Origin of the sequence: Pseudomonas zanjanensis, from assembly GCF_014268745.2 — a bacterium.
Lineage (GTDB): Bacteria > Pseudomonadota > Gammaproteobacteria > Pseudomonadales > Pseudomonadaceae > Aquipseudomonas > Aquipseudomonas zanjanensis.
Genome location: NZ_JABWRB020000001.1, coordinates 1550867 through 1562704, shown reverse-complemented (window position 1 = coordinate 1562704; position 11838 = coordinate 1550867). Strand labels below are relative to the sequence as shown.

The 11838-nt window shown below is 63.1% G+C and carries 8 protein-coding genes; 2 read left to right on the top strand and 6 right to left on the bottom strand.

Annotated features, from left to right (window positions below):
* Positions 1-441: 441 nt before the first annotated feature.
* The 6 genes from HU715_RS07045 to HU715_RS07020 all read right to left on the bottom strand — a co-directional run bounded on the left by HU715_RS07045 (position 442) and on the right by HU715_RS07020 (position 9369).
* Complete coding sequence (locus tag HU715_RS07045) at positions 442-1791, bottom strand: TolC family outer membrane protein (protein ID WP_186710291.1); 1350 nt, start codon at positions 1789-1791, stop codon at positions 442-444.
* Between the two features lie 2 nt (positions 1792-1793).
* Positions 1794-3164, bottom strand: coding sequence for an HlyD family type I secretion periplasmic adaptor subunit (locus HU715_RS07040; RefSeq protein WP_186710289.1), 1371 nt, complete (start codon positions 3162-3164; stop codon positions 1794-1796).
* Complete coding sequence (locus tag HU715_RS07035) at positions 3157-4878, bottom strand: type I secretion system permease/ATPase (RefSeq protein WP_186710287.1); 1722 nt, start codon at positions 4876-4878, stop codon at positions 3157-3159. Before HU715_RS07035 ends, HU715_RS07040 begins: the two co-directional genes overlap by 8 nt.
* A gap of 307 nt (positions 4879-5185) precedes the next feature.
* Positions 5186-6586, bottom strand: a complete 1401-nt coding sequence (locus HU715_RS07030; protein WP_186710285.1) for an amino acid permease — start codon at positions 6584-6586, stop codon at positions 5186-5188.
* 509 nt (positions 6587-7095) lie between these two features.
* Positions 7096-7293 carry a YbdD/YjiX family protein gene (locus HU715_RS07025; RefSeq protein ID WP_003182142.1) on the bottom strand — a complete coding sequence of 66 codons (198 nt, stop codon included), beginning with the start codon at positions 7291-7293 and terminating at the stop codon, positions 7096-7098.
* A 15-nt stretch (positions 7294-7308) separates the two neighbouring features.
* A complete protein-coding gene (locus tag HU715_RS07020; protein ID WP_045156376.1) occupies positions 7309-9369 on the bottom strand; it encodes a carbon starvation CstA family protein in 2061 nt (686 codons plus the stop codon).
* Positions 9370-9682: 313 nt separating this feature from the next.
* Here HU715_RS07020 and HU715_RS07015 point away from each other — a divergent pair, with 313 nt between their 5' ends.
* The gene (locus HU715_RS07015) at positions 9683-11044 is read left to right on the top strand and encodes a cache domain-containing protein (RefSeq protein WP_186710876.1); all 1362 of its coding nucleotides are present in this window, start codon (positions 9683-9685) and stop codon (positions 11042-11044) included.
* Positions 11045-11073: 29 nt separating this feature from the next.
* Complete coding sequence (locus tag HU715_RS07010; RefSeq protein ID WP_186710874.1) at positions 11074-11706, top strand: response regulator; 633 nt, start codon at positions 11074-11076, stop codon at positions 11704-11706.
* Positions 11707-11838 lie beyond the last annotated feature (132 nt).

Below are 11838 nucleotides of genomic sequence, written 5' to 3'. Positions count from 1 at the left end.
CGCTCCCACAGGGACTTTGTGATGCCAGGAAAATCCAGCTCACAACCGCAGATCAAAAATGTGGGAGCGGGCTTGCTCGCGAAGGCGTCGGTACATCCAACAGGGATGTTGACTGACACACCGCTTTCGCGAGCAAGCCCGCTCCCACAGGAGTCGTGTTGTGCCTGAAAAATCCAGGTCAACCACAGGGGCCCTGCTGTGCCTGAAAAATCCAGGTCAACCACAGATCAAAACTGTGGAAGCCCTGCTGTGCCAGAAAAACCCAGGGCAACCGCAGATCAAAACTGTGGGAGCGAGCCTGCTCGCGAAGGCGTCGGCACATCCAACAGGGATGCTGACTGACACACCGCTTTCGCGAGCAGGCTCGCTCCCACAGGGGTTTTGTGGTGCCAGGAAAATCCAGGCAACCACAGGGATGCGCAAACTTGAACCCAGGCTTGTCTAGAACAGGCTTTGCACCTGCTCCAGCACTGCGCGGTTCATCTGGCCGGTGTGGGTGTGCAGGCTCACATAGCTTTGCAGCATGTCGAGCTTGGTGTTGAGCAGGTCCCGGCGGGCCTGGAACAGTCGCTGCTGGGCGTCAAGGATATCCACCGTGGAACGCACCCCGCCCTGGAAGCCTTTTTCCGTCGAGGTCAGCGCTCGCTGGTTTGACTCCACCGCCCGCTGCATGGCCTTGCTCTTGGCGAACCCGGCGACGACGCCCAGGTAATCGGCCTCGATGTCCTCGGCCAGCTGCTGGCGCTGCACGTCGTAGTCAGACTGCGCACCCGCCAGTTGCGCTTCGGCCTTGGCCACCGAGGCCCGTACCGCCCCGCCGCGGTACAGCGGAATGTCCAACTGCACGCCCACATAATAGGTGTCCTGGCGCGGGTCGAGTTCCTGGTATTGACGGGTTTCACGGCGGGTCAACTGAGTGGTCAATGACAACGTCGGATAATGACCAGCACGCTGACTGTCGGCCTGGGCCTCGGCGACTTTCACCGCTGCCAGCCGAGCGGCCAGCTCGGGGCTGGCCTGGCGGGCAATCGCGGTCCAGTATGGCAAGTCCTGCTCCGGCGGGATCGGGCTACCGGCGGCCAGTTCCTCGCGCATCGGCAGGATGTCATCGATGGGCACACTGGCCCGCCCGGACAACGCCCGCAATGCCGCCACGCGACGGGCCTGGGCTTCGGCTTCCTGGGCCTGCACCAGGTCGAGCCGCGCCTGGGCTTCGTCGATATCGGTAATCGCCCCCTGGCCGCCCTCATAAAGCTTTTTGCTCTGGATGACCAAGCCTTGGATCGCCGCCTTCTGCTGCTGGATCAGCTTGATCTCGTTCTCGGCCCGGGCGACGTCGAAATACCCCTTCGCCACTCGGTCATACAAGGTCTGGCCGGCCACGTCGAACACCTGGGTGCCCAGTTTTCCCCGCGCCTTGCCCTCTTGGTACGCCGCCCAGCGGGCCTTGTCGTAGAGCGGTTGTTGCGCCGCCAGGGTGACGTTGTTCGCCTGGTAATCATTGCTGTTGACGTAACTGCTGTCGTCGCCGCCGTCGGTCCGCCCACCGTAGCCATAACGCGAGGACAGCGAGACTTGCGGATAGAGGCCGCCGCGACCGATGTCCTCCTCATGCCGCGAGGCTTCAAAGGCGTGGGCCGCCGCTTGCACGGTCGGATCGTTGAGGCGCGAGGCATCGTAGGCGGCGGTGAGGCTCAAGCCACTCTCCGCGGCCCACACAGGACTGAGCACCATCCAACCGGTCCACAGGCTTAGCAGTACACGCACGCAAGAGCGGCAACGGTCGACCATGCTCATTCCTCCTTGAAGGCTGCCAGCAAGCGTTCACGCAACGGTTTCATCAGGTAATTCATCAAGGTGCGTTCGCCCGTCACCACCGTGACATCGGCGAGCATGCCGGGGCGCACCAGCAGGCCGGCGCTTTGCAACGCGGCCACGGTGTCGGCGGGAATCTCGACCTTGGCGGAGAAGTACGGTAGGTGCGTCTGCTCGTCGATCAGTTGGTCGGCCGACACGGTCGTCACGGTGCCGGTGACCGTCGGCGTATCCACCCGTTGCAGCGCGGTGAAATGCACGTGCACCGGCAGGCCCGGGCGCAGTTTGTTGGCCATCAGCGGCTCGAAGCGGGCGGTGATCGCCATCGGCGCATCCAGCGGCACCACTTGCATCAGGGTCTGGCCAGCCTGCGCCACGCCGCCGACCGTATGAATGCTCACGTCCATTACCTGCCCGGCCACCGGTGCGCGGATCGCACCGTTGTCGACTTCGAACTGCAAGGCCCGGATCTGATCGGCATAACCGGCCGCCTCGGCCGAGACCTCGCTGAGCTGCGTCTCGGCATCGCGGCGAAATTCCTGCTGCGCCTGCAAGGCCTTGAGCCGGCTTTCGTTGATCGCCTGGCGGGTCCTGCCGACATCCCCCACGCCGGAGGCGATCTGCCCCGCCAACTGGGCCGCGTTGCGCTCGGCCTCGAACAGTTTGTTGCGCGGAACGTAGCCTTCCCGGGCCAGGTCACGCAGGCCTTCAAGCTCCTGCTGCTGAAAACGCATCTGCGCGTCGTAGTTGCGCTTGACGCCTTCGTAGCCCAGCAACTGTTGCTGCAACGCCGCGACTTCGTGCTCGATGATCTGCAAGCGGCTGCCCAGCTCCGCACGACGTGTGATGAACAACTGACTCTGCAAGGCCATGGCCGCCTTCACTCGTGGCTCGTCGGCGCGCGCCAGCAGCTGCGCAGGCCATTGGATCTCGGCGCTGCCCAGGCGCTCGGCAATCAGGCGCGCCTCGATGCTGCGATCGTTGAGCAGCTTGCCCAGCGTCACGTCCAGTTGCGACTGCGCTTGCACCGTGTTCAGTTGCACGAGCAATTGCCCCTGGGTAACCCGGTCGCCATCGCTCACCAGCAGCTTTTCCACCACTCCGCCGACCAACGACTGCACCGCCTTGCGCTCCCCCGCCACCACCACGGTGCCGCTGCCCACCACTCCCTGGTCGAGTGGCGCCAGGCAGGCCCAGAGCAGGAAACCGCCCAGCGTCAGGACCAGGAATCCCACGCCATAACGCGCCGCATTCCCGGCATCAGTCCGAGCGCTGGGTAGTGTCGTGGTGCCGCGCACGCTCAGCCCCTGCTCGCTGTAGGTCTGTGCCTCAGGGATCAGATCACGCATCGCCGCCCGCCTCCCGGACCGCGGCCGGTCGCGGCCCCGGCATCAGTGCCTTGAGCACCCGGTCCCGAGGGCCGAACGCTTGTTGAGTCCCGTCCTTCAACACGAGGATGTGATCGACCACCGCCAGCACACTGGGCCGATGCGTGATCAAGACCACAGTGCTGCCGGCCGCCTTGAGGGCACTGATGGCTTGGACCAGCGCCAGCTCGCCGGCGTCATCGAGATTGGAGTTGGGTTCATCGAGCACGATCAGCGAGGGCCTTCCGTAGAGCGCGCGCGCCAGGCCCAGGCGTTGTTTCTGCCCACCGGACAAGCCAAGCCCGCCGGGGCCCAGCGGCGTGTCGTAGCCCTTGGGAAACCGCAGGATCATTTCGTGGATACCGGCATGCCGTCCGGCAGCGATGATCTGGTCGGCGTCCTGCTCACCGAAACGGGCGATGTTGTCGGCGACCGTGCCGTCGAACAACTCGATGTCCTGGGGCAGGTAGCCGAGGTGCGGGCCCAGGGCGTCGTGGGACCACTGGCTGATCTCGGCATCGTCCAGGCGCACCGACCCGCCCATGGCCGGCCAGACCCCGACCAGGGCGCGGGCCAGGGTCGATTTGCCACTGGCACTGGGCCCGACCACGGCCAGCACGTCGCCCTTGGCGAGGCTGAAATTGATCCCGCGCAGGATCGGTTGCGAAGCCCCCGGCGGGCCGACATACAACTGCTCCAGGCGCACCGCCCCGGTGGGCGGCGGCAATGGCATGCGCAAGCGATCACGAGGGTGCTGCGCCAACAGTTGGTTCAGGCGCTGGTAGCTCTGGCGCCCGGAATTGAATTGCTTCCACGAGCCGATGGCGATTTCCACCGGCGCCAGGGCTCGCCCCAGCAACAGCGACATCGCAATCATCATGCCCGCCGACAGTTGGCCTTCCAGTACCAGCAAGGCCCCCAGCCCGAGGGCCAGGGATTGTCCGGAAATCCGCACGAAACGCGTCGCCGAGGTGATGCGCGCACCGCGGTCGCTGGCATGGGCCTGGGCGGCAATGATGCGCTGCTGCAACAGGCTCCAGCGCTGGCGCAACGGCCCGAGCATGCCCAGGGCCTGGATGACTTCAGCGTTGTGCAACGTGCTGTTGACATAGATTGACGACTGCACCCCCAGGCGATTGGCTTCGCCCAGGCGCGTACGTGTCGCCAGTTCGCCCCACAGCGCCAAGCCGATCAGCACCAGGGCGAGCACCAGCGTCAGCACGCCGAACCAGGGATGGAAGATGAACGCCACCAGCAGGAAGATCGGCAGCCAGGGCGCGTCGAGCAGCGCGATCAGGCCCTGCCCGGTGATCAACTGCCGCAGTGTCGCCAGGTCAGTGAGCACCTGCGCCGGGTTAGCGTTGTGTTCCCGCAGGCTGCGGGCGAAGGCGGCGTCGAAAACCCGCTCGCCCAAGGCATCGTCCAGCCCCGCGCTCATGCGAATCATCACCTCGCCGCGCACCCACTCGATCAGGGCACTGAACATGAACAGTCCCAGGGCCATCAAGGTGAGCATGAACAAGGTGGTTTCGTTACGGCTGGTGAGGACCCGGTCGTAGACCTGCATCATGTACAGCGACGGCACCAACACCAGCAGATTTATCACGCCACTGAACAGCGCCAGGGCCCAGAACACCCGGCGGTAGCTCAGCAAGGCAGCATCGATGTCATGACGCGGATCGAGTAGAAACCCCATGGGAAAATCGCCTGCAAGAGAAAGGGTCGGTCCAGGACGCAATCCATCGCAAAGCTCTTTTCCCCGAAAGTGCTCGAGAAAAACCATCCAGCTGATATGCCGATAACAGGGACGATCCTCATCCCCACAGACGCCAATTACTGACAACGCGACCGCGGGTTAGTGCCGGTTCGCAGGGCTGGGTTTGCAAGTGGGTGACAGGCGGAAGGGCCGCGCTTCAAGACTGAGGTTTTTGCGTCTTGAATGGGCTGAAAAGAGGGTTTGTTGACGCCAGTAACGTGGCGTCAACAGGGTAAAAAATGAAGCATCAGCCGAGGGAAGCGACGCTCTCGGGCTGGGGTGGATGCCGCGACGTCGCCAGGCCGATAAAGGAAATGATCAGCGCCAGGCCCAGGGTCGTGCTCACCTCGCTGCGGTGCTCGGGCGAGATCATCATGACCGCCAGCGCCGCCGAGATGAACACGATGACCAACCAGGTCAACCAGGGAAACAACCACATGCGAAAAGGCAGCTCGATGTTCTGTCGTTGCAGCATCCGGCGCATGCGCAGTTGCGAGATGGCGATCACCAGGTACACCAGCAAGGCGATGGCACCGGAGCTGGCGAGCAGGAACTGGAACAGGCCGGCGGGCATGAAGTAGCTGAACAAGGTGACACCCGCGCCCAGCACGGTACTGGCAATCACCGCGGACCGTGGCACACCGGCCGAGGACGTCACCTTCACGGCCTTTGGCGCATCGCCGCGACGGCCCAGGGAATACAGCATCCGCGAGGCGATGTAGATCGAGGAGTTCATGCAACTGGCCACGGCAATCAGCACCACCACATCCACCAGGAATTTGGCGTGGGGAATGTTCATCAACTCAAGCGCCCGCTGGTAGGAGCCCACTGAAGCCAGGAGTGGATCGTTCCACGGCACCACGGAAATGACCACGAAGATCGACAGCAGGTAGAACACACCGATGCGCCAGATCACCGAACGGGTGGCCTTGGCAATGTTCTGCGCGGGGTTGTCGGATTCAGCCGCCGCGATGGTCACCGCCTCCGTACCGATGAAGCTGAACATGATGGTGATGAACGCGCCCACTACCGCCGACAGGCCGTTGGGGGCGAACCCGCCATGCTCCTCCATCAACCGGCCCAGGCCGCTGGCTTCGCGCTCGGGAATCCAGCCCATCAGCACTGCGAAACCCAGGGAGATAAAACCAATGATCGCCACGACCTTGGCCATGGCGAACCAGAATTCGAACTCACCGTACTTCGACACGCTGAACAGGTTCGTCACCGCCAGCAAAACGATCGACACCGAGGCGAACAGCCAGGCATCGACGGCGGGAAACCATTGGTTGAGCACATGACCGGCGGCCAACGCTTCGATGGGAATCACCAGCACCCAGAACCACCAGTAAAGCCACCCGATGGTGAAGCCGGCCCAGCGCCCGATGGCCTGGTCGGCATAGGTGGAGAAGGAGCCAGTGTCCGGATTGGCGACCGCCATCTCACCCAGCATGCGCATGACCAGGACCACCAACGTCCCGGAAAACAGATAGGCCAGCATGACGGCCGGGCCGGCGGCGGCAATGGCATGACCCGATCCCACGAACAGACCCGCACCGATGATCCCGGCAATGGACAGCATGGTGACGTGACGAGGCTTGAAGCCCTGTGCCAGATGGCCGTTCGAATCCTTGAAGCTGGGGCTGGTCATTTTCTTATTCTCTTGTGATCAAACATTGAGGCGCGCGCAGGAACAATCGGTGTTTCGGTTTTTCCGCCCCTCCTGGAAGCGGCACCATCAGATTTGTATTGATCCACCCTGGGCGAACGTGCGCACTTGCGGTGAAAAGTTGCGCCACGTTACCTGCCTTCCCTCTTGAGTTAGTTACCTGAACGCGCCACCTATGTGCCTGATTTCGCCAAGTCAGGCATGGCGTTTTGCCTCTTGCCAAGCGTCTGGACCGGGGCATTCAGCCAGGTCCGTGGGGCTGGAATGAAATACCCTTTAAAAACTTCTGGGTTAAGTATTTTGTGTGGAGCACCAGGCGCTATCGCCATGCCTGTCAGTTTTGTGGTGTCAACAAATCCTGGGAACACCCCAAAACAACTGTGGGAGCGGGCTTGCTCGCGAAGGCGGTGTGTCAGCCACATCAATGGCGACTGACCCGACGCCTTCGCGAGCAAGCCCGCTCCCACAAGGGGGTTGGGGTTCAGCTCAAGTCAACAGCACTTGGGCCCACCCTTGCCGCCGTAACGGGCCTCCTGGCGTTCCCGGAAGAACGCCTCGTAGTCCATCATCGGCTTGTCCGGGTGCTTGGTTTGCATGTGCTCGACGTAGTTGTCGTAGTCGGGCATGCCGACCATCAGGCGCGCGGCCTGACCGAGGTATTTACCCAGGCGACTCAAGTCATTGAACATCGTTGCAATCCTCTATCAAGCGTCCGGCAGGGCCTGGAATGGTGCTTCTTTGTCCGTGCGTTCTTTCGTGCCCCAGGCGGCGATGCCAACCTTGAGCGCGTAGAACAGGATGCTGAAGACCACGAACAGGAACAACACCGTCAGCGTTGCGTTGGTGTAGGCGTTGAACACCACGTGCTGCATCTGCTCGATGCTCTTGGCCGGGGCCAGGATCTGGCCGGCGGCCAGGGCATCGTTGTATTTGCGCGCCAGGGCCAGGAAGCCGATCGCCGGGTTGGCGTCGAACAGCTTGATCAGGCCCGCGGTGGTGGTGCAGATCAGCAGCCAGCTCGCCGGCAGCAGCGTGACCCAGACGTAGCGCTGGCGCTTCATCTTGATCAGTACCACGGTGGCGAGCATCAGGGCGATCCCTGCCAGCATCTGGTTGGAGATGCCGAACAGCGGCCACAAGGTGTTGATGCCGCCCAGCGGATCGATCACGCCCTGGTACAGCAGATAACCCCACAGCGCCACGCAGCCGGCGGTGGCGATCAGGTTGGCGGTCCACGATTCGGTGCGCTTGAGGGCCGGCACGAACGAGCCAAGCAGGTCCTGCAGCATGAACCGTCCGGCACGGGTGCCGGCGTCCACGGCGGTGAGAATGAACAGCGCTTCGAACAGGATCGCGAAGTGGTACCAGAACGCCATGGTGTTCTCACCCGGCAGCACCGAGTGCAGGATCTGCGCGATCCCGACCGCCAGGGTCGGCGCACCGCCGGCACGGGCCAGGATGGTGGTCTCGCCGATGTCCTTGGCCACCGCTTGCAGCGCATCGGGGGTGATTGCAAAGCCCCAGCTGCTAACGGTCTGGGCCACTGCCACCACATCAGTACCGACGATCGCCGCCGGGCTGTTCATGGCGAAGTACACGCCCGGCTCGATCACCGAGGCCGCGACCATGGCCATGATCGCCACGAATGACTCCATGAGCATGCCGCCGTAACCGATGTAGCGAGCGTTGGTTTCGTTATCCAGCAGCTTGGGCGTGGTCCCCGAGGAGATCAGCGCGTGGAAGCCCGAGACCGCGCCGCAGGCAATGGTGATGAACAGGAACGGGAACAGCCCGCCCTTCCACACCGGCCCGGTGCCGTCGGTGAACTGGGTCAGCGCCGGCATCTTCAGCTCGGGCATGGTCACCAGGATGCCGATCGCCAGGGCGACGATGGTGCCGATCTTGAGGAACGTGGACAGGTAGTCCCGTGGCGCCAGGATCAGCCACACCGGCAGCACCGCCGCGACAAAACCGTAGCCGATCAGCATCCAGGTGATCTGGATCCCGGTGAAGGTGAAGGCCTTGGCCCAGACCGGGTCGGCGGCGATCTGCCCGCCCAGCCAGATCGAACCCAGCAGCAACAGCACGCCGATGATCGAGATCTCGCCGATGCGGCCCGGGCGGATGTAGCGCATGTAGATGCCCATGAACATCGCGATCGGGATGGTCGCCATCACCGTGAAGATGCCCCACGGGCTCTCGGCCAGGGCCTTGACCACGATCAGCGCCAGCACCGCGAGGATGATGATCATGATCAGGAAGCAGCCGAACAGCGCGATGGTGCCAGGAATGCGGCCCATTTCCTCGCGCACCATGTCGCCCAGGGAGCGACCGTTGCGGCGGGTGGACAGGAACAGGACCATGAAGTCCTGCACCGCACCGGCCAGCACCACGCCGGCGATCAGCCAGAGCGTGCCGGGCAGGTAGCCCATCTGCGCCGCCAGCACCGGCCCGACCAACGGCCCCGCGCCGGCAATGGCCGCAAAGTGGTGGCCGAAAAGGATGTGTTTGTTGGTCGGGACGTAGTCCAGGCCATCGTTGTTGAGCACGGCGGGGGTGGCCCGGCGCGCATCGAGTTGCATCACGTTGTTGGCGATGAAGAGGCTGTAGTAGCGGTAGGCGACCAGGTAGATGGCCACGGCGGCGACGACGATCCAGAGGGCGTTGATGGGTTCGCCGCGGCGCAAGGCCACGACACTCAACGCACAGGCTCCCAGAACAGCCACGGCAAACCAGGCGAGGTGTTTAACCAGACGGGTTGTCATTGCGTGTCTCCTGCCGATATCCAGTGGATTGCGGCGATTGTTTTTATAGTGTGCCCCGGCTATTCGGAGCCGACCCAATATCCCTGCAACGGGTCAACAAATAAATCCGTAGTACTACGTAGAACCCCAATTCCCCCTGTGGGAGCAAGGCTTGCCCGCGATAGCGTCGATACGGTTTTCCATAAACCGCGGCGCCTGCATCGCGAGCAAGCTTTGCTCCCACATGTCTTGCTCCACAGGTTTGTGCCGGGCAGGCTGGTTTGGCATATGATGCCGCCATTCGCCTCCCCGCCGAGCCCGGACAGGAGTACAGATGCTGCTCAAACACAAAATCGTCGCCCTCGGGATCTTGCCGCTGGTCCTGGCCATCGCGGTCATCTGCGCCCTGGTGATCTCGCTCAACCGCCAATTGGGCGATCAACAGGCGCAACTGATCGAAGACAGCATCCTGGCGAGCAAGCGCGCCGAACTGAAGAACTATGTCGAGATGGCGCAGAGCCTGATCGCCCCGCTGTATGACGACGGCCAGGGAGACGCGCGCGCGCAACAGCAGGTCCTGGAAGAACTGCGCAAGCTCAGCTTCGGCATCAACGGTTACTTTTTCGTGTATGACCGCCAGGGTCGCAGCCTCATGCATGCCCGCCAGTCGGAATTGGTCGGGCAGTACCTCTGGGACATGAAGGACCCCAAGGGCTTGCCGGTGATCCAGGCGCTGATCAGGAGCGCCGAGTCAGGCGATGGTTTCCAGCGCTACGCCTGGAACAAGCCCTCCTCCGGCCAGGTGACCGACAAGTTGGCCTACGTCGTGAGGCTCGACAAATGGGGCTGGACGCTTGGCACGGGGATCTACCTGGAGGATGTCGAACGCGCCACCCAACAAGCCCGTGACGAAGTCGCCCATGGCATCCACACCACCATGCAAGCCATCGCTGCCATCGCATTGGTAGCGGTCCTGCTGGTATTCGCCGGAGGCATGACCCTGAACGTCAGCGAACATCGCCTGGCGGACCAGAAGCTGCAGCGGCTGAACCAGCGCATCGTCAGCCTGCAGGAAGAAGAACGCTCACGGGTCTCTCGCGAACTTCATGACGGCATCAGCCAAGTGCTGGTGTCGATCAAGTTCCAGTTCGAACTGGCCAGCCATGTGTTGGAGAACGGTCAGGACAACGGCCTGGGTATCCTGAAGACCGCCACCGACCGGCTGGGCGACGCCATCGGCGAGATCCGTAGCATCTCCCACGACTTGCGCTCCTCCCTGCTCGACACCTTGGGGCTGCCCGCCGCCATCGGCCAGCTCGCCAGCGAATTCCAGCAGCGCAGCGGGCTGGAAGTGTCCTACCGCAGCAACGAATTCGATTGCCGCTTGGAAAATGGCGCCCCCGTCTCGCTGTTTCGCATTGCCCAAGAGGCCCTGACCAATATTGAGCGCCATGCCGGGGCGAAAAGCGTCGGCATCAGCCTATTCGGCTCCAGCCAGTCCCTGCGCCTGACGGTGGTCGATGACGGGATGGGGTTCAACGTCCCGCAAGTGGAACGCGGCCATGCCGGCATCGGCCTGCGTAACATCCGCGAACGGGTCGAGCATTTCGGCGGACGCCTGGAAGTGACGTCGGTGCCAGGCCGCAGCGAACTGGACATCCTGCTGCCCATGAACCTCTCGGTCACGCAAAGCTGATGCCCCCTCTCCAACCAGAGCACTTGCCGATGACCCTGCCTCCCGTGATTCGCGTCGCGCTGGTCGACGACCATTCCTTGGTCCGCGACGGCATCAGGGCCCTGCTCTCGGTGATGCCGCAACTGGACGTGGTAGGCGAAGCCGAGAACGGCGCACAGGCGATCGAAATGGTCGGTCGCTGCCAACCGGACCTGCTGCTGATGGACATCGGTCTCAAGGACAAGAACGGCCTTGAGCTGACCCGATTACTGGGCAAACAATACCCCAGCCTCAAGATCCTCATCCTCAGCATGTACGACAATTATGAGTACGTGAGCGAATCCGTACGCGCCGGCGCCAGCGGCTACGTGCTCAAGAACGCGCCATCGCGGGAAATCATCGCGGCCATCGAGGCCATCATCAGCGGCGGCACCTTCTACAGTGCCGAGATCGCCCAGCGGCTCGCCACCGACCGGCACAGCGACAACGAGCTGACGCCACGGGAGAGCCAAGTGCTGGCGAAAATGGTCCAGGGCCTGAACAACAAGGAAATGGCCCGCGAACTGGACATCAGCGTACGCACCGTCGAAACCCATCGCCTGAGCATCCGCCGCAAGCTGAACATCGACAAACCCGCGGCCCTGGTGAAATACGCGATCGACCACGGGATCATTTCCCGCTAGAGGCCCGCACAGCCCTTGTGGCGAGGGAGTCCCCGCCGCGTCGCCGACGCTGCGCTGTCGCGCAGCAAACAAGTGCTCGGCTTAAGATTGGGTGCGCGCGGGGAAAGAGGCCGTAGCTATCACTGGTGTGTC

What these genes read in the sequence shown, in the direction of transcription:
- HU715_RS07045 (WP_186710291.1), bottom strand. Translation starts at nt 1,791, where the DNA reads ATGGTCGACCGTTGCCGCTCTTGCGTGCGTGTACTGCTAAGCCTGTGG.
- HU715_RS07040 (WP_186710289.1), bottom strand. Translation starts at nt 3,164, where the DNA reads ATGCGTGATCTGATCCCTGAGGCACAGACCTACAGCGAGCAGGGGCTG.
- HU715_RS07035 (WP_186710287.1), bottom strand. Translation starts at nt 4,878, where the DNA reads ATGGGGTTTCTACTCGATCCGCGTCATGACATCGATGCTGCCTTGCTG.
- HU715_RS07030 (WP_186710285.1), bottom strand. Translation starts at nt 6,586, where the DNA reads ATGACCAGCCCCAGCTTCAAGGATTCGAACGGCCATCTGGCACAGGGC.
- HU715_RS07025 (WP_003182142.1), bottom strand. Translation starts at nt 7,293, where the DNA reads ATGTTCAATGACTTGAGTCGCCTGGGTAAATACCTCGGTCAGGCCGCG.
- HU715_RS07020 (WP_045156376.1), bottom strand. Translation starts at nt 9,369, where the DNA reads ATGACAACCCGTCTGGTTAAACACCTCGCCTGGTTTGCCGTGGCTGTT.
- HU715_RS07015 (WP_186710876.1), top strand. Translation starts at nt 9,683, where the DNA reads ATGCTGCTCAAACACAAAATCGTCGCCCTCGGGATCTTGCCGCTGGTC.
- HU715_RS07010 (WP_186710874.1), top strand. Translation starts at nt 11,074, where the DNA reads ATGACCCTGCCTCCCGTGATTCGCGTCGCGCTGGTCGACGACCATTCC.